This window comes from Psychrobacter sp. UBA3480, from assembly GCF_002377945.1.
Classification (GTDB): domain Bacteria; phylum Pseudomonadota; class Gammaproteobacteria; order Pseudomonadales; family Moraxellaceae; genus Psychrobacter.
Genome location: NZ_DFQV01000030.1, coordinates 13,069 through 37,555 on the forward strand (window position 1 = coordinate 13,069; position 24,487 = coordinate 37,555).

Genomic DNA, 24,487 nt, shown 5'->3' on the forward strand with positions numbered 1-24,487 from the left:
GGTTCGAGATAATTTAGATACAAGGAGGGCAAGTGAAAGTGCTACAAATAGTAGGCTGAGTGAGCCTGACACTGTATCTGATTTATATGATATGGACGATATTTATTGGCAACGGAAGTTAATGGTGTATTCATAATCATCGCTACGTGACAAATCTGGTGTACCCGTGCCAAATATCGAGCCAACGACAGCACCTACTTGGCCAACCATACGGCCAGTGCGTTCGTTTAAGATACCGTTATATTTTACGTTGTCATCAACGATAATCACTTGCTTGCTTCGACAAGTTTTTTGAGCACTATCGATCGCATTTTGTTGTGCTTTGACCTTGGTATCAGCGATACCGGTTGTCTCATAGATAGAGTTGGCACGCTGAATCACGGGTGAAGAAGGCGTACTCTGACAGGCGCTCAAAGCAAGTGCAACCACTAACGTAGCCGTCAAACTGGCAGTTTTATTAAAAGTATTCATAAATAATTCCTGATTTATATAAGCAGAACGTCTTAGCTATAGGCAAAGCTTTATGAATGTAGCTTATCTAGATATTACCTGTCTAGACAGTTATTGTGTGCTGTATTACCGGTATATTGCCGATGAACCATGCCCTAGATATAAATCAATTTAAAACTTCAAGAACAGCAATATTCCAAAACGGCAGACAACCGTTATTGACCAAAAATAAAACAAGTCGCATCCGTACACAGCAAATCACTTGAAATATAAATTGTATCTAGGATAATTGAGCCATTCATTTTTTATTAATAAGTAATACTATGCAATTGATTCCTGCTCCTGCTGGCGTGCTCGAGGTTGACGCACTGTGGCAAAATGACAATCCCAATGACCCAAGTACAGACACGGTGGCGCTGCTGTGCCATCCCAATCCTTTGTTTGATGGTACGATGAATAACAAAGTGGTCACCACCATGTATCGCTTTGCCCGTGATAATGGTATGCACGTGGTGCGCTTTAACTTTCGCGGCGTTGGCCAATCGACAGGCGAGCATGATTATGCGGAAGGTGAAGTGGTCGATGCAATGACCGTGCTACAATGGATTGCTGAACAAACCAATGCTCGAAAGCTATGGCTGGGTGGCTTTTCTTTTGGTGGCTATGTTACTGCACGCGTGGCTGAGCAAGTGCTTGAAGCCGCACATATATGGGGACTGGATGACTTTGAAGTAACGAAAATTGCCCTTATCGCACCATCAGTCGAAAAAAACGACAGTACTGATATTAATTTGCCTGCGGATAGAACTTTTGAGATTTATGGTAATGCGGATGAGGTGATTGAACCTGACAATATGCAGGCATTTGCAGACCGATTAGGCATTGAAGTCAGCGTGGTTGATGGCGCGGGTCATTTCTTCCATGGTCGCTTATCAGAGCTCAAGGGTTTATTAGACAAGCATAGCTTTGGGCAGGACAGCTAAGTTTATTCATAGCTAGCTCAGCTTGATGGTTTCCGTTTTGATATGGTTTAGCATGGCTTGCTTGGTAGCACCAGCACTGTGCTAAATTATCCTACTATTTTGATATTTATTTAATCCAACGATGAGTCGTATTATGAGTTTATCTCCATTGCAACGTTACGAGAAAGCCGTCAGTACAGATGAGTTTACTCGGGATGAGCAGCAATTTCAGGCCATGAGCTATCTTGATGAGATATACCATCAGCTCATCAATAGCGCACCGCAAAAGAAAGGTTTTTTTGGCTTTTTAAAATCTAAGCCAGTCGCGCCAACGGGCCTTTATATGTGGGGCGGTGTTGGCCGCGGTAAAACGTGGATGATGGACATGTTTTATGACTCGTTGACCATCGAGCGCAAGATGCGTCTGCATTTCCATCATTTTATGCAGCGTGTCCATAGAGAGCTTAACAAACTGCAAGGTGAGAGCGATCCACTCGAAAAAGTCGCTGATATTATTTATAAAGAAGCGGTTATCATCTGTTTTGATGAGTTTTTTGTTTCTAACGTCTCTGATGCCATGATATTGGGCGATTTGTTCACTATGCTGTTCAATCGCGGTATTACTTTGGTTGCTACTTCAAACATTGAACCAGCTGGATTGTATAAAGATGGCTTACATCGTGACCGTTTTATGCCTGCCATTGCGGAAGTTGAGCGTCATACGACGGTCATGAATATTGACTCGGGAATTGATTATCGTCTGCGCGTATTGCAGCAAGCTGAATTATACGAAGCGCCGCTTACTAAGGCGAACTACCATTGGTTAGCCAACCGTTTTGCGAGCTTGTCAAATAATCAGAAAATCAGTAAAGAGCCCATTATTATCAATGGACGAGAAGTAAAAATCAACGCTTGTACCGAAGATATCTTATTCTGTGACTTCCGTCATCTTTGTATGGCGCCGCGATCAGCCGCTGATTTTATTGAGCTTGCCAAACGCTTTAGCACCGTTTTAGTCGACTCTGTGCCAGCACTAGATGACGACTTGCGTGATCCAACGCGCCGCTTTATTTATCTTGTCGATGAGTTTTATGATCGCCGTGTAAAATTATTGGTACGGGCAGAGCAGCCGATTCTAGAACTGTATCAAGGAGAGAAGTTGGCGTTTGAGATTGAGCGTACTCGCTCACGTCTGCTTGAGATGCAGTCAGAGGACTACCTACGCATGGACCACCGAGTCGAAGATGTTGCGTAGTTTATCGCTGAGTTGAGACTGCCTATGTGTAGCTCTCAACTGCTCTATAGCTGTTAAAAAATAAGAAAATGATATTATAAATAATAAGTAGTGATAGATAATAATAAATTAAGGACAAAACAATGACTACAACTGACAATGTTGATAATGAAAGCCAAAAAATAGAAGACAAAAAACTGTCTGTGAAGAACGTAGCAGCGAATGATATCTCATCTACCAGTGACGAGCTGATAGGTTGGATTAATTCAAGACGCAGTATGGGCAATCTAGATGAGCCAGCACCGACGCGTGCGCAGATTGAATCTGCCATTGAATGTGCGGCAACTGCGCCAGATCATAAAAAATTGCGTCCGTGGCGGTTTATCGTGACGCAAGGTGAGGCGCGCCATGAATTAGGCCGTGCCTTGCTCGAAGCTGCCCAAGCAAAAGCGCTACAAGATGGCGAAGAGTTGTCTGAAAAAACCATCACTAAAACTCAAAATATGCCATTGCGAGCGCCGCTGATCATAACGGCTGTGACTCAAATGCAAGAACACAAAAAAGTACCACCTTTTGAGCAGATGCTCAGTGCGGGCGCTGCTGTGCAAAATCTAATCTTGGCATTAAAAGCTCAAGGGTTTAGTACGGTTTGGCGCACTGGGCTGCTATGCAATGAGCCTGCAGTAAAAGCGTATTTCGGCGTAGGCGCAGATGATTATGTGACCGCTTTTGTTTATACTGGCACAAGTCCCAAGGATGAGTCCAAACGCAAACCTATTGATATCGAATCGTTAGTTCGCTTCGAGTCGTAATGTAGCTCAGTACTGTCTATTAATAAGATTATAATTTCACAAAGTTGTAATTTAAAGATAATGAGGCCAGTAGCTGAGCACGATAGATTCTATTGATAATACGTCAGTCAACACGGATAAAAGAACATGACAAGCCCTAACAATAGTAATAAAAACAACACCAGTGCTAATAATGAAACGGACAAAGAGTCGTCTGAAAAACAGAACGGTATGCTTGCAGGTATTTTTGAGCGAGCAACCAAGTCAGGTCTCGGCCGTAAAAAGTCAAATCCTAGCCCTGTTGAATCGGCTGTGGCAAAGGATATGGCCGACATTCATAGCAATCCAACCAAGCTGCGTTTGGCGTTTTTAGGTGGTGGTAGCTTTGGTACGGCAATGGCAAATTTAGCCGCACGTAATGGCTGTGATACTACGCTGTGGGTACGTAATAAGCGTACCGTAAAAGCGATGGCAAAAACACAAACCAATAAAAAGTATCTACCAGGCTATAAGCTTGATGATCGACTGAAATACAGCCATGATTTGGCGGCAAGCGTCAAAGATAAAGACATTATTTTTATCGCTGTGCCAGGTTTGGCCTTTCGCGAGACGCTAAAAAACATCGCACCTTTTATCAGTGGTCAGTCCATTGTATCGTTGACCAAAGGTATGGAAAAAGACACCTTTGCGATGATGAGCGATATCATCAAAGAAGTGCTGCCAGAAGTGAACTTTGGTGTCATGTCAGGGCCGAACCTTGCTATCGAAATCATGAAAAATATGCCGTCTGCCACGGTTATCGCAAGTGAGTCAGAGCCATTACGTCATGCCGTACAAGCAGCATTACATAGTGCCTTCTTTAGAGTATTTGCTAGTGATGATATACGCGGCGTCGAGCTTGGCGGCGCGCTAAAAAACATCTATGCAATTGCTATGGGGATGGCGGCAGCTTATGAAGTAGGTGAGAATACTAAAGCGATGATTCTTACTCGTGCTTTGGCAGAAATGAGTCGTTTTGGCGTTGAGGAAGGCGCCAATCCGCTCACTTTCTTGGGCTTATCAGGGGTAGGTGATTTGTACGCCACTTGTAGCTCAGAGCTGAGTCGTAACTATCGTATCGGTAATATGCTCGGTCGCGGTATGAGTATTGATGCCGCGGTCAAAAAGCTTGGCCAGACCGCTGAAGGGGTAAATACCATTCAGCAAGTACATGAAAAGGCGACCAAAGCGGGTATCTATATGCCAATTACTCATGCGCTCTATGCAGTTATTTATGAGGACAAGGCCGCTCTAGGCGTTGCGCTACATCTAATGGAAGCTGGGTTCCGTAGCGATGTTGAGTTTGTCATGGCGCATGATCATAGCAATGCAGCACTTACCGCTCATATGAAAACCTCTGGTAGCAATACTAAAAGCAAAGACAGTGATGCTGATAAGTAAGACACACCGTTGACAATCAGTATTAAGAAAGTCGAACTCAGCGCTCCAAGGAAGGTTATGAAAATTATATTAGTACGTCATGGTCAAGCAGAAGACGAGACACGTCCAGATAGTGCACGTCAGCTGACGGACTTTGGTCAGCAGCAAGCAGCGCAAACGGCAGAGTATGTGACTACTCACTATCGTCCAGATCGTTTTGTGGTTAGCCCTTATATTAGAGCGCAGCAAACTTTATCTGCGTTCCAGTCACGAGCGCCGCAAGTCGCCTCATCTGTGCAGGACAATATCACGCCCTCGGATGATGCGCGCCAAGCTCTGATAGATATTGCCAATATTGAAGCCGAGTGTTTGGTCGTTGTTTGTCATATGTCTATCGTCGCCTATATCGCGGGATTGCTGACAGGCGATTATCCAGAGTCGTTCTCTCTAGCGGAAGCCAGAGTGTTTGATATGGAATTTGTGATGACTGGCATGGCAACGGAAGTTGATCGTTTTGTTCCTGACCAGCCTTATTAGACTAGATATTCTAATATTTTGATTAGGAACGCTTTACTAGAGCAGAATTGATTAGATATGACGGATTTGAAATGGTACTGGTACAAAGTTCAGCCCTTTATCAATCATATAAAATCGTCCAGCTATTTCAAAAACCGTATCAGTTATTAACGATATTTTGATAACCGCAGCAATAATTGAGGACACGTTCAGTGTTACATGTTTGGTTACGAGCGCAGCATAGCCCGCTAGCTGTCTGGCACGAAGATGTACAGCAATGGCAAATGGTTGACGGTTGGCAACAGCTGCAAACAATTTATGGTAACTATAAGTCCAGTAGCCAAAAGGCGCTTTGTCTATATTTTCCCTCGAGTCACGCATTGCAAGTGGACACGGCGCTCAATGCTGCTCAGCTTAAACAGCTTGGTAATAGCGGCAAGCAATACTTATTTGAAGAAACCTCATTAACGCCTATTGAGCAATTAAACATCCGTCAATTGAGCCATGCTGATACGACGCAATTGTATGCACTGGCACAAAACGACATTGAGTCATGGCAACAAAGCGCGCAGCTAGCCGGTATGAATATAGTAGCGTTACTGCCAGATTTTTTATTGTTACCACCGCCAGAAGAGGGCGCAGGTCAACAAGTAATCCTTTATCAAGATTCGCAGACCATGCTGCTGCGCCAATCATTGCGTCAGGGTATGGCCGTCAGCTATTTACCGCTAATGTTTGAGCGTTTCCCGCATTTGAGTGAGGTAATGGTGCTGCCTTCTATTGAGGCATCTATTGACGCATCGCTTGACTCACTAGATTCCTCATCGCCCATGGATTTAGTGGCGCAAACTAAAGCGTTGATCGCTGATCATCAGCTGCTACTGACGACCCTGCCTACAGTACCTAAGCCAATTGACAGTCCCGAACGTCACGCGCTTAATTTCTTTATTAAATCTACTGACTCACAACTATCACCATACCTACGGGTGGCAATGATGGTTGCGCTATCAGCGTTAGTGCTGCAAATGGCAACTGATGGTGTGCAGTGGTATAAGTATAATGAAGCAACCGCAGCAACCAAGACTGCAATTGCGGCACAATATCAGTCTTGGTTTGCTGATGAGCCACTGAGTACGCGCACCAAACTGCAAGTACAGCTGCAACCAAAACTGCGTAGCGATAGCCAAGCGCCTGCATCGCATATGGCCGCACTGTCACGCATATCACCATTAATTAAACAGTCCTCATTGCATGCACAGTCGCTAGTAATGCAGCCATCAGCGCTCAGCTTTACCTTGATTGCCCCAGATCGTAGTAGTCTTGATAAATTCACAAGCACACTGGTGGCGCAAGGCTTGAATGCCAAACTTGCGCAAGTGAATAGTAATGAGCAAGGTCAGTTTAGTGGTCAAGTCACTGTTAATGTGATAGAAAATAATATTGCAGAAAACAGCGACATGGCAAGCAATGCGGCAGCGTCGTAACTCATCAAGGTATTGGTAATAAAGGTCAAAACATGAAACGATTACAACGCCGTACCAAACGTAATGCAGCTGTTTCTGCAACCAGTACTAAGGCTCATGTATTGTCAGAGCGTATGAATAATTATCAGAATGTACTAACGACGCGCTGGCAAGCATTACCTCCCCGTGATCAACTCGCATTAGCTATATTGTCTATATTCTTACTGTTGTTTATAGGCGGCTATGGTGGCTATAGCGTTCATCAAGCAGCGAGTGATAGTAAAAACGACTATCAGGAGCAAGTGGCGGATTATTTTTGGTTGCGTGCTCAAGCAGGTAATATTGATAGTAGTGCATTGAATTCTGGTAACAACGCTACTGGAGAGGTTGATATGCCGCCTGCTAGTCGTATCAATGCGCTGCTCAATAACTCAGGTATAGCAGATGCTCAGGTGGTTTCGACTGGCGATGCAGTGCAATTGAGCTTTACGCATCCTAGTCAAGCGGTCGTCAGCACTGCACTGGGTAAGCTTGAACAGCAAGGCTGGCAATTTACACAGTTATCTATGCAGCAAGACCTGACCAATAAATCTATTCAGGTACAAGCAACGGTCACTTCTTAAAATGCATCATTTTGTGATAAATATTTTAGATGCTTATGTCAGAAATTTTAGATACTTATATCACTGTATGCTTAGTACTCGACACTCGATATTAGACAGCAGAATACAGCTTTATCGTTGGTATCATTGAAAAGCCATTTATCCGGCTCCATTAAATAGTTAATCATATGACTATCGAACAAAAATATTACTAGTAAGGAAAACCTCACATAATGCGGGACAGTATGAGCAACGATAAGCGCCGTTCGTTAATTACTTATAATCACATCACTTATTTCTTATATGTGATCAGCTACTTTACTGCGGGTTTACTGTGGATTGTGCCGATTGTCATGAATTATGCCAAGCGCCATGATGCTAATGGTTCATGGTTAGCCACGCATTTCGATTGGCAAATCAAGACCTTTTGGTACAGTATCGTTTGGTTCGTCATTGGCATCATTTTGATTACCTTTGCGCTAGGCGGCTTTGGCGTTAGCGTATTGGCGGATAGTGGCAATATCGCTATTGGCTCTATATTACTGGCTGGGCTTGGTTTACTGATTATGACCTTTACCTTCATCTGGCATTTATATCGCATTATACGTGGTTGGATTGCGTTGACTGATGGGCGTCCAGTACCGTAGATGTTTAAGAGTACCTTTGTGCTATGTCTTTAGCTTAGAAAACGACAATTCATTGTTATGTAGCAGAGACTCATCAGCATTGGTTACTGCTTAAATGTAGAAATTTAGCGACTGAAACTTTGCTCTTATTTCTGTTAAGCTGATATAATCGCTGCGCCCGATTTCATTCGCATTTTTTATTCACTATTTTTTCCAAGCAGGGTCTGCCATCACTATGTCTTATGCCTTACTTCGTCCTTTTTTGTTTAATATGGATCCCGAACACGCCCATGAGATGACGCTATCTTTATTGGATAAAGCGCATAAAGCGCGTGTTTTAGGCTTGGCGTATGGTCAGTCAATGCAACCAACAGACTGTATGGGTTTGCAGTTCTCTAACCCAGTTGGTCTGGCAGCAGGCTTGGACAAAAACGGCGATTATATTGACGCGTTGGCTGAGTTGGGATTTGGTTTTATAGAAGTAGGAACCGTCACGCCAAGACCGCAAGTAGGCAACGACAAGCCAAGACTGTTTAGAATCAAGCAAGCAGACGCGATTATCAATCGCATGGGTTTTAATAATGAAGGCGTTGATTATCTGATCGAGAATGTCAAACGCTGTAAATACAAAGGCAATATCGGTATCAATATTGGCAAAAATGCCGACACGCCGGTAGAGCAAGCCGCCGATGATTATGTGTATTGCTTAGAGCGTGTGTATCCGCATGCCTCATATATTACGGTCAACATCTCATCGCCAAACACCAAAAACTTACGTGATTTGCAAAGTGGTGAAGCGCTGACTCAGTTAATGGATACGATTAAAAACCGTCACAGTCAGTTGGCTACTGAATATGGTTTTTATGTCCCATTAGTGCTTAAAGTTGCTCCAGATTTAGAGCCATTACAAGTTGATTATATCTCGCAGCAATTAATAGACTTTGAGATTGATGGTTTGATAGCGACTAATACAACACTAAGCCGCGTAGGCGTCGAAGACTTGCGTGATGGTGATCAAATGGGTGGTCTATCCGGTCGTCCTGTGAGTCATATTAGTACTCAGATTTTGCAACAGTTCTCTGATCAGTTAGATGGTAAAGTCGCTTTGATAGGCGTAGGCGGTATCGATAGTGGTGCCAAAGCCGTCAAAAAAATCGAAGCAGGCGCAGACATGGTACAGCTCTACACAGGGCTTATTTACCGTGGGCCTGGGCTGGTGCAGTCTTGCATTCAGGCAATCGGTGGCTATTACGATGCCATGGAAAGCTAACCCAATAAATAAGGTAATAAGGCGTAAAGCATGAGTGGTTTAGATATTGTGATTGCTATCGTTGTCTTGATTGGCTTATGGCGCGGCTTTCAAGTAGGACTGATTAAAACAGCAATAGGTTTGGTAGGTTGGTTTATCGCTCTTATCGCTGCTACTAGGTTGGCAGGAGTAGTGTCGCCCCAATTAACGGGTATCGTACAAAATCCTGTATTACAGATGGCCATGGCTTTTTTATTGGTAGTGATTGCCATATTGGCAGTCATGCATCTGATGGCGTTTGTATTCTCAGGCGTGCTTAAAACCTTACGTTTGGGCGTTTTGGACAAAATGGCAGGCGGCGTACTGGGTGCTGCCAAAAACGTACTAATGGTCTTGGTTGTATTGAGCGTCAGTGCGCCATTGCTAGTGCAGATGCCGCAGTGGCAAACCTCAGTACTAGCGCCTGAGCTAATGCCATATGCACCGATGGGCAAGGCTCTAGTATCGGACGTATTGGGCATGGCTTGGGATCAGGTCAATCAGTCGTAATTGTTTAATTGCCTATTATTTTATCTAACTGTCCATTATTTTACTTCTTTCTATACTTCTAAGTTTTTGCACGTTTCACTGATAATCAAACATAGATTATCGAAAAATCTCGTTAAGTTTCTTACAATATCATCAGGTTAGCGGCGTGCGACAGTGAGTGATTTTAGCAATATACTGTCGCTAAGTTTGCCGTTATTGTCGTACTAATGTATGAGTCAAAATAGGATATAGCTATTATGTGTGGAGTCATTGGAGTTGCAGCTCACGAACCAGTCAATCAGATTCTTTATGACGGTTTGACGATGCTACAGCATCGCGGGCAAGATGCAGCAGGTATTGTCACTTTGCAAGATGGGCGACTCTATCTACGTAAAGAAAATGGCATGGTACGTGACGTATTTATGAATCGTCATATGATGAAACTGGTTGGTAAGTTCGGTATCGGTCACGTTCGTTACCCGACAGCGGGTACTTCTAGCAGCGCTGAAGCGCAGCCATTTTATGTCAACTCGCCTTATGGTATTACCCTTGCGCATAATGGTAACTTGACCAATGCTGAGAGTTTGGCCAAATCTTTGTATATCGAAGATCGTCGCCATCTTAATACTGACTCAGATTCTGAAGTGCTGTTAAACGTACTGGCACATGAGATGCAGAATCTAGGCAAAACCCATCCAACGGCTGATGATATCTTTGAAGCAGTAAAAGCTGTCTATAAACGCTGTGAAGGCGCTTATGGCGTTGTCGCTTTGATCACGGGTCATGGTTTACTTGCATTCCGCGATCCAAACGGTATCCGTCCACTTATCTTTGGTAAGCGTATGGCACCGAATGGCGGCACTGAGTATATGGTTGCCTCTGAATCAGTTGCATTGACAGGTTCTGGCTTTACTATCGTTCGTGATGTAAAACCAGGCGAAGCAATTTTTATTGATTTGAACCATAAACTGCATACGCATCAGTGCGTCGAGCAAAAAGAATACACGCCTTGTATCTTTGAATATGTGTACTTTGCTCGTCCAGATTCGATTATGGACAATATCTCAGTTTATAAATCTCGCCTACGTATGGGTGAGAAACTGGCAGATAAAATCCTTGCTGAATGGGGTGACGATCATGATATCGATGTGGTCATTCCAATTCCAGACACGTCGCGTACTTCAGCGATGGAGCTGGCGCTAAAAATGAACGTCAAGTACCGTGAAGGGTTTATGAAAAACCGCTACATCGGTCGTACATTTATTATGCCAGGTCAGCAGCAGCGCAAAAAATCAGTTCGCCAGAAACTCAGCGCTGTACCGCTAGAGTTCAAAGGCAAGAACGTCCTATTGGTTGATGATTCTATCGTTCGTGGTACGACCTGTCATGAAATCATTCAAATGGCACGAGATGCTGGTGCTAACAAGGTGTTTTTTGCCAGTGCTGCGCCACCAGTGAAATTTCCAAACGTATACGGCATTGATATGCCAGTACGTAGCGAGCTTATTGCTTCGGGTAATAGCGTTGAAGAAGTACGTGATATTATCGGCGCAGATCGTTTGATCTTCCAAGATTTGGATGATTTGATCGACGCAGTAAAAGATACCAAGCATAGCCGAGTTGAAGGCTTTGATTGTGCGGTATTTAACGGCTGCTACATCACTGGCCAGATCAATGAAGCGTATCTTGATCATCTGCAAGAGCAGCGTAATGATACGGCTAAAACCGGTAAAAAAGGCGTACAAATAGTGGCTGATACCCCAGTTGATATGATGGGCGTAGAAGAGCTTTAAGCTAAACTAAAGCCATTGTTTTCAGATAACAAAAAGCTAGATTCTAAATAGAATCTAGCTTTTTTATGTTTAAAGTATCGCTAAGGGTACTGACGTTTATATAAATGGCCGAAACAGTTTTAGCCTAAAAAACTGTTAAATAACCAAAACAGACCATTGATTGCTGCGATACCGACAACCATACTGACCAAAAGCTGACGGCTGATATGATAAATAAACAATACCAAAATAAGTGCACCGACTTGTGCCATTAATAGATGCAACTCGGTGTCATATAAAGTAACAGTCGTCGATAGGTCTTGATAGGAAAGGCTAGTCAAAATTAGCAGCACCATCACGGACAACGGTAAGCTCTCATTTAATCGATGTAGCCAAGGTGTATCGAGTAGCTTTCTAGGTATCAGTGCTGGCAATGCACGAGTGATAAAGGTCACTGCTGCCATGGCAAGCGTAGCAAAAATAAGATAACTACTGGTCATAAGAGTCTCCCGTCTTTTGACGCTCTATCCAAAACCCACGTACCAAAATCATAAACATACAGATAGTGATGGCTACTAGTAGCAACCAGTCACTGGTAAACAGCGAAGCAATAATTAAGCTAAGCACGGCAATACCAATCGGGAAATAGCGTTTGATACTTTGAAATTGCTCATAAGCGAGAATTGCAAACAGACAAACCAAAGCAAAATCTAAATTTGGTACCAAGTCACTGAGCGTACTACCAATCATTACGCCAACCGTACTCGCGAGTACCCACCAGCTTTGGTTAAATAGGCTGATAGGAAGTATCAGCGCTCGTCGTGACTCATTTGGCAAGCTGGTCATGATCGAAAAAGTCTCGTCGGTCAAAGCAAACAGACAATACGTTTTAGCCAGCTTGTTTTTTGGTAGATATTGTAATAATGGCATACCATAGAATACATGACGTAGATTAATCGCGGCAATATTGGTGGCGATATTGCCAATCGGCAGGCCTGCGCTCAGCATTGGCAGACAAGCATACTGAGCTGCACCAGCATAGAGAACGATACTGAGCATAATCGTTGCCCATATCGGGATACCTGCTACCTGTGCGAGTACACCAAAGGCAATACCGGCAGGCAGATAGCCCATAGCAACTGGCAAGCTTTTTTTGAAGCCCTCAGTCCATTGATAGTGACTTTCAGGTTGATGACTTAGTTCATTTGAATGAGTATTCACACGATATCCTAAATTTTTCTTATGATATTTTTATAAATCTATTGATATAAAAATTATTGATTCAAACGGTATTGCTGCAAAATTAAAAAATAAAAATTGATAGAAAAAATATAATATAAAATTAACTAAGCTTCAGGTTGTAGTTTTTCATAACTGCCAGTCTGATTGGCACGGTACAAAAACCCACCTAGAATGACTAGTCTTAATAGTAATAGACACCACACGCTAAGCCAAATACCAGTCATATCCCATTGCTGATAGAGCACCCAGCTCAATGGGAAGAAAATAGCAGCCAGTATCAGCGCTGCATTGCGGATCACGCTACCAGCCGTCAAACCGAAAAATATTCCATCCAGCCAATAGGCACCAACACCGACAAGAGGCAATAATACGGCATATAAATGGTAGTCATAGGCGAGGGCAAATACCGAATCAATATTGGTCATCAATCCCAAATACGTAGGCATTGCAAGCCACCAAATGGTGCTCAACATAACAGCAAGACCATAACTAACTATGCCTGTACGCTTTATGATAATACGAAAACGTGGCCAATCGCGCCTTCCTGCAGCTTGTCCACTTAGCGTTTCAGCAGAGATAGCGACGCCATCTAAAGCGAAGGCAGATATACTTAATACTTGCAATAAAATAGCGTTAGCAGCCAGTATGACATCACCGCTTTGAGCAGAAAGTCGAGTAATCCAAGCAAAGCTTAGCGTTAAAATAAGAGTACGTACAAAGATATCTTTATTTAAAGAAAATAGCCTAAGCATTTTTTCTTTCGTAAAATACTGTCGATCCGCTTTAAATAATACAGACCACGATATTTTTAAATGTTGGCGGCTCAACCACAGGGCCATCAGTATTCCAAACCAAAATGCAATAGTCGTTCCCAGTGCGACACCAGCCAATCCCATCTGCATTGCAAATACAAAAAACAGAGTCAGTACGATATTAAGTACAGCAATAAAGCCCTGTTGATACAGCATATAACGGGTCTTACCTTGTCCTGCAAACCAACCAATGAATGCAAAGTTCATCAGCTCCGCGATCACGCCCCAAAAACGTACGTCTAAGTAGGTTTTTGCCGCGCGTCCACTCTCAGGATTGGCTGATAGTACTTGTAAGCCAAAATCAATCAGCCATGGCTTTGCCAGTAGCAATATTGCTCCAATAACAAACGCCAATAATAAAGCACGCTGTAAGATGGACAGCAAAGGCGTAGGCGCTGATACGGTTGATGTATTGCTATTATTGGCTAACTGTCCCAATGCCTGCGCAGCAAGTCCAGATGATGCATACTGCAAAAAATTAAAGCTAACAAGCAATAGCGACAGCAGTTGTATGGCCAAACCCATGCCAGCAAGTTTCGCCGTGTCATTCATATTGCCTACAATGGCCGTATCAATAACGCTCTGCAATGGCATAGCCAAATTAGCCAGTAGCACAGGCAATGCAATCGCGACAATACGCTTATAGCTTGTGTCAATAGGTGGCATCACGTGAGAAGTTGCGGAATTAGCTGACATGGGTGACTCGTTTATACGTGAACGATAAAGAGGTGTGTTCGTTAAATGATAATAAATTCGTAAAGTAGTACATTTAATATAAGAGACAAAATAGCTATAAAGACAAAAGCACCTAGACTCATTGTTCATGAGTCAGGTGCTCTTATTTAAACGTTGTAGCTGTACAATCAGTAGGTCTATAAAGACTAATGACACGCTATTTCAGCGTATTAATCCATCTAATATACCTTACTAGACGTTGTCTTGCTCAAACATTTTTGGATCGTTGAAAGTAACGATTTCTTCTTCAAACTCTGGTTTTACTTTTACGATAAAGTCATCACGCGACAGACCCATGCGCAGCGGAATCGAGCTGGCGATATATGTCGATGAGTAAGTACCCGCAAGCAAACCAATAAACAGAGCTACTGAGAACCAGTATAGTCCATCACCGCCCAAGAAGAGCATGGCTAGTACGACCAACAAAACAGTTGAAATGGTCATAATCGTACGGCGTAGCGTTTCGGTCAATGATAAATCAATCGTCTGTTCTGGCGTAATTCCGCGAACACGGCGGAAGTTTTCACGAATACGGTCATACACAACGATGGTATCGTTCAATGAATAACCAATCAATGCCAATACCGCAGCCAATACTGTCAAATCAAACGGAAAGCCAAATAGTGCAAATACACCGATGGTTACGACAGCATCATGGAATAGTGACAGTACTGCACCTAGAGACAATTTGAACTGAAAGCGTAGGGCAACATAGCCAAGCATACATACCAGTGCCAATACCAATGCCATGACTGAGTTTAGATAAACCTCATTACCAACTTGGCTACCAATGATATTGACGTTGCTAATCGTAGCGGTGTTGCTAGGTAGTGCCAATGCTTGCGTCAGATTTGCGCTTAGCCCATCGACGTTATCAGACTGAGGGGGTAGACGTACCAATAGCTCTTCACGAGTACCTAGATACTGTACAACCGCATCATCGAAGCCATTGTCTGCTAGTGCTTGTACAACAGCAACTTGCTCAACAGGCTGCTCATAGCGTACATCAGCAGAGACACCACCAGTAAAGTCTAATCCTAAGTTCAGACCATTTACCGCGATAGCAATGATACTACCGATTACCATAAATAAAGATAGTAGTGCCATTGGCTTTTCTATCTTCATAAATGGAATGATACGCTGGTTACCCACTGCTTTGATGCCACCTTCAGCGACAGCTGCGGCATCATCAGCGGCGTCACCTGATATTACGTCAGAATCAACAGCGGTAGACAGTACTTGACTGTTTTTGGCATTTTGACCTTTACCACCGCGACGACTAGAGCTTTTGCCTGACTTTGCGGTAGTAGGGTTATTGGTTTTAGTGTTACTACCTTTGCCATCACGACGCGGTTTGTTACGGCGACGCGTACTTGCATTGGTCGTGTCACCGTTTGAGCCATTTCGATCAGGATTATTCTGCTGTTCTAAAGGGTTGTTATTATCGATCGCCATAATATTCTCCTAACCGATGCTCAGACTTTTGATGGATTTACGCTTACCATAAGCAATTTGTACCAGTGCACGTGTCACCAAAATTGCGGTGAATAGCGAGCTGACAATACCAATAGCTAGCGTAATCGCAAAGCCTTTAATCGGACCAGTACCAATCGCAAATAGGATAAACGCGACCAATAAGGTTGTAATGTTGGCATCAAAAATACTACTAAATGCGCGATCGAAACCTGCCACGATGGCTGATTTTGGCCGGACACCATTGGCAATCTCTTCTCTTATTCGCTCAAAAATCAGTACGTTGGCATCAACTGCCATACCGATGGTCAAAACGATACCTGCGATACCAGGAAGGGTAAGTGATGAACCCAAAATTGACATAATCGCAATGATAATAATAACGTTAACGGCTAGCGCAACATTGGCAATCACCCCAAACAGACGATAGAAGATAATCATAAACGCGAAGACTAATAGATAGCCGACTTGCGTAGAGAACAATCCTTTATCAATGTTTTCTTGACCGAGTGATGGACCAATAGTGCGCTCTTCTACGAAGTACATCGGTGCAGCAAGTGCGCCTGAACGTAGCAATAGTGCAAGCTCAGCTGCTTCAGCACTACTATCTAGACCAGTAATACGGAATGATGAACCCAGTACTGCTTGAATGTTGGCGCGGTTAATGACTTTGGTTTCAGCGTAAGGTGTGCGTACTTCAGTTGTCTCACCGGTCGCTGAATCTTCTTCGTAAGTGATTCTTTGTTTGTTTTCAATGAACAATACAGCCATCTGTTGACCAACCGCTGTACGTGTGGCGTTCTGCATGAGCTTGCCGCCAGCACTATCCAAGGTAATACTTACTTCAGGTAGACCACTTTCATCCAAGCCAGTTTGTGCGTTAGTTACTTTGTCCCCAGTGACGATCGCTTGACGATCTAACAATACAGGCGGACCATCCAGTGTCTCGAATGGGAATGCTTCTGTACCCGCTGGAGGTATGCCACCAGTATAGGTATCGGCGTCTTCTGCCACCATACGGAACTCAAGGTTTGCAGTACGACCAAGTACACGTTTTGCTTCAGCAGTATCTTGTACACCAGGTAGCTCAACGACGATACGGCTAGCACCTTGCGACTGTACCAAAGCTTCGGTAACACCCAGCTCAGCAATACGATTACGTAGAGTCGTCAAGTTCTGATTGACCGCGTAGCTATTGATTTCGTCAAGTGTCGCATCGTTATACGATAGGACCAATGCAGGACCTTGATCATCAATAGAAGACTGCAAGTTAAACGTATTGCTCATTGAGCCTTGCAATACATTCTGGGCACGGTTACGGGTATCAGTATCAGCAAAATGCAATACCACGCCGCGATCTTCGGTTTTGATACCTTTGATTGCTACTCGCTCAGCACGTAGCTCACGTCGCATATCACGACTGGCACTGGTCAAACGCTGTTCAAGCGCCTTGTCCATATCGACTTCGAGTACAAAGCGTACACCACCACGCAAATCGAGACCAAGCTTCATCGGTCTTGCACCGATATCACGTAGCCACTGCGGGGTAGTCTGTGCTAGGTTAAGGGCAACGACATAGTCTTCGCCCAAGTTTTGACGTAGCACTTCTTGCGCTTTTAGCTGATCGACTGGGTTGTTGAGGCGTACCAGCGCGCTGTTGCCCTCGAACGTACCATCGTGGTTATCTAGACCTGCCTCTTCAAGTAAGCTTTGAGACTCGGTCAAGATGCCTTCAGATAGCTGAGTTCCTGCGGCTGCGCTCGTAATCTGCACAGCAGGTTCGTCAGGGTAAAGGTTGGGGGCAGCATATAGACCGGCAACGAGTAGCACGACGGCAATTAGTAAGTATTTCCAAGCGGGATATTGCATAATCACTTCTTTAAGTTGATAAACGACTGGCGACGTAGGCCACAAGTTAGCAGATGGGAAGTTAGCGATAGCAACGGTCGAGTGCTATGTTCAGCAGCCGTCATCATACACCATTGCGATCATCCGCGATGATAGTAACGCATAAAACAGTAAAGCAAATAATACAGATGTCTATTTATCCGGTCACCAAAAATCATATGGCTGACTTGGATAAAGATAGGACATCTAAACAATAAGCCTAATTTATATAGCAATTTTACCTTACTGCGCTAATAGCGAAAAATGACCGTAAATCATATACGGTCATTTTTTAGTCATTACATTCATTAATGTGACGACTATTGAGTATTCACTAATAAAAACCAGTGAACATTCTAATTAGACGCTTTCGATCGTGCCAGCAGGCAATACTGAAATAACAGAAGCACGTTGTACTTTTACATCAGTATTGTTGTTTAGGCTCACAACGGCATAATCGCCTTCGATTGCTTTAATACGACCCATTAGACCACCAGCGAAAATGATTTCACTACCCACGGTCAATGCGTTAACCATGGCACGGTGTTCTTTGGTACGCTTAGACTGCGGGCGAATGACCAAGAAGTAAAAAATCGCAAAAAACGCAACAGGCAGTAAAATCTGACCAAATAGACCTGCAGCACCTGCAGTCTCTGGTGCAGCATGGGCAGCTTGAATAAATAAGCTCATAATATCTCTCAGTAAGTCATAGACAATAATAAAATTAGACGCATAGTAACAAAAAATCCCAGACTTGGTAACTGTTAATCATAGGCTGAGCGTGTTTTTCTTAGCGCAAGGCATACTATCAGCCAACGGATAGGACAACAATGTTTTTACTATATTTAGATAATCTATATAAAGCGTCAGGCTAAATAGCTGTCATGAATTGGCTAGTAAAGATGTCGTCATACAACCGTTAATAGTAGGGCAATAAAAGTCATCAAAAAACAAAAACTTAAAAATGGTGACTTATTGTGAAATGGTATCATCAATGCTACTATCAAATGGCAATGATTGCCTGTATTTAGTATGCTATATATTGAACCATATTACGGATTTTTAAAGCATAGTATGGCTTTGAAATAGCGATTAAATCAGCTTTGAGTAACTATTTATACAATAGACAGATATCTTTTATTACTTTGTTAAAGATAATCTGAAAATCAATATAAATTGCTCATGACATTATCTTCCTTTTACTCTTTTTAGGTTACCTAACTTGTTCACCACTTTTATGTTTGTACCTCGTTTATGTCGTCCGCGCGCTCATCGTAAAGACGCATCTGCAGAACCTCCCCCGAGAATGACTACTAATTCTCGATTTGGTTATACTTCTTTTTCGGCACTATCTGCATTAGCAATTCTTATGCTACCGCATGCAGTGTGGGCAGCTGGTGCTGTATCAACATCTAGCGAGGCGGCAGCACCAACCGCGCTTAGCGTTTCTTTATTGATATTTTTTGTCTTACTCGCTATTGGTGTCTCCTTTGTCTGTTCATTAGCAGAGTCTGTTTTGCTGAGCATGACGCCATCGTTTATTGCGGATGTACAAGAGACCAGTCCTAAAAAAGCAGAAATGCTTAAAAGCCTTAAAGTGGACAATATTGATCAGTCGCTAGCCGCTATTTTGACGTTAAATACGGTTGCTCATACACTTGGCTCTATCGGTGCGGGTGCACAGGCCACGATCGTATTTGGTAGTGCGTGGTTTGGTCTGTTTTCGGCCCTCATGACGCTTGCTATCTTATTCTTATCTGAGATTATTCCAAAAACACTGGGTACAGTTTACTGGCGTCAGCTAAGTGGTTTGGTTGCTTATTTCGTTCGTGGCATCATCATGCTGCTATACCCGTTAATCTGGTTCTCAGAGCGTCTGACGAAACTATTGGTACGCGGTAAAGAGCCGCAAACATTTAGTCGCCGTGAGTTTGCTGCTCTTGCTAGTATCGGTGAAGAGTCAGGTCAAATCGACCCACTAGAGTCGCGTATCATTCGTAACTTGCTCGCGTTTGGCGCGATTAAAGTCGAAGATATCATGACACCACGCTCGGTGATGCTTGCATTTGAAGAGAATAAAACCGTCGCTGAGCTATTGGTTGATCGTCCAAAGCTGACATTTTCTCGCCTGCCAATCTATGATGGTGACCTAGATAACATTACAGGGTTTGTCCTAAAAACGGACATGCTGTTGGCTAAAGTTAATCATGCTATGCATAAGCCGTTGACGCAATTTCAGCGCGACATCACTTTTGTCTTCTCTAAAATGAAGCTGTTTGACTTGTTAGAATTGATGCTAAAAAACCGTATTCATATTGCGATTACAGTCGGTGAATATGGTGAAGTTAAAGGGCTTGTCACGTTAGAAGATGTGTTTGAGACATTGTTAGGTCTTGAGATTGTTGATGAGATAGACCGCGTCGAAGACATGCAAGCCTTGGCTCGTCAGATGATGGACAGACGGGTAGAGCGTTTGGGTATGAAGCTCAGCGATGATGAGCAATATGAAGACAGTAGCAGCGAACCTAAGCCTCAATGAAGCCTTAACTATGCCTTCATGAAGCCAAACTCTAACGTTGATAGCTTAACCATAAGTGTTGACGGTTCTAAAGATTGATGGTTTAAAAATGGTCAGCTCATTATGGGCTGACTATCAAACTAGACCTACAAAGCATCTAACTGTTTGGGCTAGGATTTACAGCATAAAATGTTAAGAACATTTGATCTGATAGCTTGGGTTTTTATTCGCAATAATTACACAGGGTGTCACATGGCTGTGAGAATTCGATGATAGGCTCGGCATATGATATGAGTATACTTATATAGATATATCTATACAGATACACTGCCGAAATAAATGATAAAAGAGCGTTAATCGTCACTATATGACACTAACGAAAAAAATATCGCTAAGGATTATCATGAAAAAATTATTGGGAAATAGGCTATTAGCTCTATTGGTGAAAAGCGCCAGCATTACTGCAATCGTAGCAGTAGCCAGCACCATCAGTATCAATGCACAAGCGGCAACTATGACCGAAGATTTGGTACAGAACTATGCCGCCGCAATGAAAGCATCAGCGAATAGCCAAAGTATCAATCAGGTATCACGCCTTGTGTCAGATGACGCGCTTATTTCTTTATCTAGAAAAGGTAAATCTACCAGTTTAGACAAAGACGCGTACTTAAAGCTGCTTCAAAACAGTTGGAATGATACGTCTAATTATCGCTATGATATTTCGGTAGACAATGTGGTAATTACTGGTTCACAAGCCAAAGCCAATGTGACGACCAATGAAAGCTGGGTAAAAAATGGTCAGCAAGTATCATTTGTTACCACATCTCGTGTGACCTTGACCTTATCCACTGGCAATGCAGTGCTCTTGCGCGCAGTATCACAGGTAGCTATTAATTAAGTCGCCATTGACCAAGCAAGACTTAAAATATAATAGGTAACATAAACAATAGCAGATTGAGCTAGCTGCGATTTTGACCTATAAAAAGTCTTAGCTGGATAATAGTAGTCATTACTTAGTTTTATAGGCTACTTGAGCGTCTATGATTATCTTTTATATTAGGCTAGTCTTTGCTTTACATTGCATACTATACTATCCATCAACTTTATCTTATTAATTTCTGTCGTTAGGAAACCTCCAATATCATGTCTACTGTGCTATCACACTCTCGCTCATTTATTGCGTTGCCATTGACGCTTGCGGTATCCACTTTACTGATTAGTGCGTGTAGCAATACATCAGCGGTAAAAAACAAAGGTGCGGCCAATAGCTCATCTGTCATCACCAAAAGTCCTACTAATCAAGGGGCTAATACAGGTAGTGCAGACTACTCGACTGCGTTTTTGGATGCAGAGAGCTTGGATGAGTTGGCTGACTTGTTAGAAGCCACTGACATGACCATGGTAGAAGGTAACCAACTTGCTATTCAGCAATATGGTGATTTGTGGAATCGTCTACGCGCAGGCTACCGCATGAATGGTGGTAAGCCAATCTATAATCAGCGCATTGAAGGTCAAAAAAGCTGGTTTACCAGTAGACAGGATTATCTAAATCGCCTAACTGCACGTGCCAGTCGTTATATCTATCATACGGTACGAGAGGCAGAGCGTCGCAATATTCCAACAGAGCTTGCCTTGTTACCAGTTATCGAGAGCTCTTACGATCCAAGTGGTACGAGTAGTGCAGCAGCTGCGGGCTTATGGCAGTTTATCCCAAGTACAGGCCGTATCTATGGCTTGAACCAAAGCAGCACTTATGATGGTCGCCGCGATGTTATCGAATCAACACGTGCTGCCTATGACTTTTTAACAGCATTGCACAACCAGTTTGGTAGTTGGGAGCTAGCATTGGCTGCTTATAACGCTGGCCCTGGCCGTGTACAAAAAGCAATCGATGCCAATGCAGCGCGCGGACTGCCAACAGACTATTGGTCACTTCAACTGCCGACTGAAACGATGAACTATGTGCCGCGCTTCTTAGCTGTAGCCGAAATCGTCGCTAAGCCTGAGCAGTATGGTGTGTATCTACCAGCTATCGCTAACCGCCAGCATTTCCGTAGTGTACCAGTTAACTATGGTGTGAGCTTGGCAGAAGTATCGCAGTTGACTGGCGTTAGCTACGATGAGCTAGAGCGTCTAAATACTGCATTGACATCAGGCCGCGTTGACTCTTCAGGTCCGCAGCGTGTCATCATTCCTAACGACGTCAGTCTCAATGCTGATGCCAAACTAAGTGGGCTCAGAGGTAACGGTACAGGTAATGTGCTTGCCTCAAACAACGCAGGTAGCTCGAGCACGACAGCGACTACGCCAAGCTATAATAACAAACCATATACCGCCTCATCACTACCGTCTACTGGTAGTGCATTGGCTGATTATGCCGCTAGCGCAAGTGTACCTCAGCAGACCACGAGCTATATCTCACCGTCTGCGACACCAACTAGCAGCTCGGTATACAGTGGCAATTTCTCAGCTCGCACTGAGCCACCATTGACCACAGCAGAGACCAACAAGATCAATGCTGAGCTTAAGAGCAGTAACAGTCTACCGACTACCTCAGCTCAGATTACTCAGAACAATACGATTGTCCAAGAGCCACCTCTTAGCAAAGAAGAGCGTGATTTCATCGCCAATCAAATCCGGAGAAATACCTCTGAGACCAATGTTATCAATGCTGATGGCAACATTAATCTATCAGCCGTACAAACACAGCAGTCTATCTTAGAAGCGAGCGGTGCAGAGAAGAAACTTAGCTTTGCCAAAACTTCGGTAAGTAAACCAAAACCACAAGGCACTCGTACCACTTATACGGTAAAACGTGGCGATACGCTTTCGAACATTGCGAGTCGAGCAGGGGTCAGCTGGCGTGATATTGCAGAATGGAACCAGATAGATGCCAGTGCCAATCTACTCTCTGGCAGTACGTTATATCTATATGATGCCAAGACTATCGAGCCATTGAGTACTGCTAATAACGCCGCCGCTAGTCAGCCTGACAGTTATGTTGTACAAGGTGGTGATACGCTTATCGGTACGGCCAATCGTTTTGGCTTATCGGTCACTCAGCTAGCCAGCTATAACAACTTGAGCAGCCGTGCTGATCTGCTCAGAGGTCAAAAATTATGGCTCATACCGGGTAAAGTGACTGCCCCTGCAACGACGCCTGCAGCGCCTTCTACTAAGCCAAGTAAATCAAGCACTGCGACCAAGAACTATAAAGTAAAAGCAGGGGACGGCTTAATTGCATTGGCACGTCAATTCAATGTGTCGACAGATACTTTAGCCAGTCTCAATGGTATCAATAGTACAAGTTCGCTGTATGTTGGTCAGACGCTTAAAGTGCCAGCTAGTGTTGATTTCGATGCTGCAAGTACGACAAGTGCTAGCAGTAGTAACAGCTCAAGCTCGGTAGCGACTACCAATTACAAAGTAAAATCAGGTGATACGCTGATTGGTATTGCGAATAGCATCGGAGTGAGTGCAACGGAACTTGCTGCAGTAAACAGCAATTTTGATGCAAAAGCTCGCTTGCAACGTGGTCAAACGATTAAAGTTCCTGCTACTAAAGAGTTGGTCGATCGTCAGTTAAATGACAAAGCGGTCAGCTACAAAGTAAAATCAGGTGATACCTTAACGGGTGTCGCTAAACGTTACAATATTGGCTTAAGTGATTTGGCATCAGCAAATAACTTAAATACCAACTCGAATCTGATACTGGGCCGTACTATTACCATCCCTGCTAGCGGCAGTGTGGCAAGCGCATCTAGTAGCAGTCAAAGCAGCAGCTCTGCTAGTAGTAACAGTAGTAGCTCAGCAAGCAGTGGTACGAAATTAGGTAACACTGAAAGCTATAAAGTAAAATCTGGCGATGGCCTAATTGCTCTAGCACGTCAGTTTGGCATCTCAGTAGAGGATTTGGCGGCGACCAATGATCTAGCGACCAATGCTCAGCTACAACGCGGCCAAACGCTTAAAGTACCAAAAGCGACAGTAAGCTACACGGTTGGCTCGGGCGATAGTTTGATTGGTCTAGCACGCAAATATGGTGTCTCAACACAAGAGCTGGCTGATATGAACAATATCGCCGCTGATACTATGTTGCAGCGTGGTCAGCGTTTGACTGTACCTAATCGCTAATGAGTAAGATATTAATGGATGCCTTTTATATAAGGCGTCATTAATATTAATCATTAATCGTATCGCACAAAAAA

21 protein-coding genes are annotated in these 24,487 nt (G+C 43.5%); 14 read left to right on the forward strand and 7 right to left on the reverse strand.

What is annotated here, in order from left to right; all coding sequences use genetic code 11:
- Positions 1–102 precede the first annotated feature (102 nt).
- Entirely contained in the window at positions 103–471 is a 369-nt protein-coding gene (locus B2863_RS12050; RefSeq protein ID WP_296210987.1) for a hypothetical protein, read from the reverse strand.
- A 302-nt stretch (positions 472–773) separates the two neighbouring features.
- Between B2863_RS12050 and B2863_RS12055 the strand changes: the two genes are divergently transcribed.
- The 11 genes from B2863_RS12055 (at position 774) to purF (ending at position 11,633) form a co-directional block, all read left to right on the forward strand.
- Positions 774–1,433 (forward strand): alpha/beta hydrolase, encoded by a 660-nt coding sequence (locus tag B2863_RS12055; RefSeq protein WP_261868888.1) that lies wholly within the window; start codon positions 774–776, stop codon positions 1,431–1,433.
- Positions 1,434–1,566: 133 nt separating this feature from the next.
- Complete coding sequence (gene zapE / locus B2863_RS12060; RefSeq protein WP_296210998.1) at positions 1,567–2,667, forward strand: cell division protein ZapE; 1,101 nt, start codon at positions 1,567–1,569, stop codon at positions 2,665–2,667.
- A 122-nt stretch (positions 2,668–2,789) separates the two neighbouring features.
- A complete protein-coding gene (locus B2863_RS12065) occupies positions 2,790–3,458 on the forward strand; it encodes a nitroreductase family protein (RefSeq protein ID WP_296211001.1) in 669 nt (222 codons plus the stop codon).
- A 126-nt stretch (positions 3,459–3,584) separates the two neighbouring features.
- The gene (locus tag B2863_RS12070) at positions 3,585–4,877 is read left to right on the forward strand and encodes an NAD(P)H-dependent glycerol-3-phosphate dehydrogenase (protein WP_290177809.1); all 1,293 of its coding nucleotides are present in this window, start codon (positions 3,585–3,587) and stop codon (positions 4,875–4,877) included.
- A gap of 57 nt (positions 4,878–4,934) precedes the next feature.
- The gene (gene sixA / locus B2863_RS12075) at positions 4,935–5,393 is read left to right on the forward strand and encodes a phosphohistidine phosphatase SixA (RefSeq protein ID WP_296211004.1); all 459 of its coding nucleotides are present in this window, start codon (positions 4,935–4,937) and stop codon (positions 5,391–5,393) included.
- Between the two features lie 191 nt (positions 5,394–5,584).
- Positions 5,585–6,856, forward strand: coding sequence for a type II secretion system protein GspL (gene gspL, locus B2863_RS12080; protein ID WP_296211007.1), 1,272 nt, complete (start codon positions 5,585–5,587; stop codon positions 6,854–6,856).
- Positions 6,857–6,888: 32 nt separating this feature from the next.
- Positions 6,889–7,458, forward strand: a complete 570-nt coding sequence (gene gspM, locus B2863_RS12085) for a type II secretion system protein GspM (RefSeq protein WP_296211010.1) — start codon at positions 6,889–6,891, stop codon at positions 7,456–7,458.
- 224 nt (positions 7,459–7,682) lie between these two features.
- Positions 7,683–8,084, forward strand: a complete 402-nt coding sequence (locus B2863_RS12090) for a DUF4870 family protein (protein WP_227526596.1) — start codon at positions 7,683–7,685, stop codon at positions 8,082–8,084.
- A 214-nt stretch (positions 8,085–8,298) separates the two neighbouring features.
- Positions 8,299–9,333, forward strand: a complete 1,035-nt coding sequence (locus B2863_RS12095) for a quinone-dependent dihydroorotate dehydrogenase (RefSeq protein WP_296211013.1) — start codon at positions 8,299–8,301, stop codon at positions 9,331–9,333.
- A gap of 30 nt (positions 9,334–9,363) precedes the next feature.
- On the forward strand, positions 9,364–9,861 hold the full coding sequence (locus B2863_RS12100; protein ID WP_102090972.1) for a CvpA family protein: 498 nt from the start codon (positions 9,364–9,366) through the stop codon (positions 9,859–9,861).
- Between the two features lie 236 nt (positions 9,862–10,097).
- Positions 10,098–11,633, forward strand: coding sequence for an amidophosphoribosyltransferase (gene purF, locus B2863_RS12105; RefSeq protein ID WP_102094783.1), 1,536 nt, complete (start codon positions 10,098–10,100; stop codon positions 11,631–11,633).
- A 119-nt stretch (positions 11,634–11,752) separates the two neighbouring features.
- Here the strand turns inward: purF and B2863_RS12110 are convergent, their stop codons facing one another.
- From B2863_RS12110 to yajC, 6 genes are all read right to left on the reverse strand, one after another.
- A complete protein-coding gene (locus tag B2863_RS12110) occupies positions 11,753–12,112 on the reverse strand; it encodes an AzlD domain-containing protein (RefSeq protein WP_296211016.1) in 360 nt (119 codons plus the stop codon).
- Complete coding sequence (locus tag B2863_RS12115; RefSeq protein ID WP_296211017.1) at positions 12,102–12,833, reverse strand: AzlC family ABC transporter permease; 732 nt, start codon at positions 12,831–12,833, stop codon at positions 12,102–12,104. The genes B2863_RS12110 and B2863_RS12115 overlap by 11 nt, the downstream gene beginning before the upstream one ends.
- 125 nt (positions 12,834–12,958) lie before the next feature.
- Positions 12,959–14,362 carry an MATE family efflux transporter gene (locus tag B2863_RS12120; RefSeq protein ID WP_296211020.1) on the reverse strand — a complete coding sequence of 468 codons (1,404 nt, stop codon included), beginning with the start codon at positions 14,360–14,362 and terminating at the stop codon, positions 12,959–12,961.
- Positions 14,363–14,593: 231 nt separating this feature from the next.
- A complete protein-coding gene (secF, locus tag B2863_RS12125) occupies positions 14,594–15,856 on the reverse strand; it encodes a protein translocase subunit SecF (protein ID WP_296211023.1) in 1,263 nt (420 codons plus the stop codon).
- A gap of 9 nt (positions 15,857–15,865) precedes the next feature.
- Complete coding sequence (gene secD, locus B2863_RS12130; protein WP_296211026.1) at positions 15,866–17,743, reverse strand: protein translocase subunit SecD; 1,878 nt, start codon at positions 17,741–17,743, stop codon at positions 15,866–15,868.
- Positions 17,744–18,121: 378 nt separating this feature from the next.
- Positions 18,122–18,451 carry a preprotein translocase subunit YajC gene (yajC, locus tag B2863_RS12135; protein WP_057759529.1) on the reverse strand — a complete coding sequence of 110 codons (330 nt, stop codon included), beginning with the start codon at positions 18,449–18,451 and terminating at the stop codon, positions 18,122–18,124.
- A 547-nt stretch (positions 18,452–18,998) separates the two neighbouring features.
- On the opposite strand from yajC, the gene B2863_RS12140 reads away from it, so the two are divergent.
- The 3 genes from B2863_RS12140 to B2863_RS12150 all read left to right on the forward strand — a co-directional run bounded on the left by B2863_RS12140 (position 18,999) and on the right by B2863_RS12150 (position 24,413).
- The gene (locus tag B2863_RS12140; RefSeq protein ID WP_296211057.1) at positions 18,999–20,300 is read left to right on the forward strand and encodes a CNNM domain-containing protein; all 1,302 of its coding nucleotides are present in this window, start codon (positions 18,999–19,001) and stop codon (positions 20,298–20,300) included.
- A gap of 382 nt (positions 20,301–20,682) precedes the next feature.
- The gene (locus B2863_RS12145; protein ID WP_101205368.1) at positions 20,683–21,177 is read left to right on the forward strand and encodes a hypothetical protein; all 495 of its coding nucleotides are present in this window, start codon (positions 20,683–20,685) and stop codon (positions 21,175–21,177) included.
- A 245-nt stretch (positions 21,178–21,422) separates the two neighbouring features.
- On the forward strand, positions 21,423–24,413 hold the full coding sequence (locus B2863_RS12150; protein WP_296211029.1) for a LysM peptidoglycan-binding domain-containing protein: 2,991 nt from the start codon (positions 21,423–21,425) through the stop codon (positions 24,411–24,413).
- The last annotated feature ends 74 nt before the right edge of the window (positions 24,414–24,487 follow it).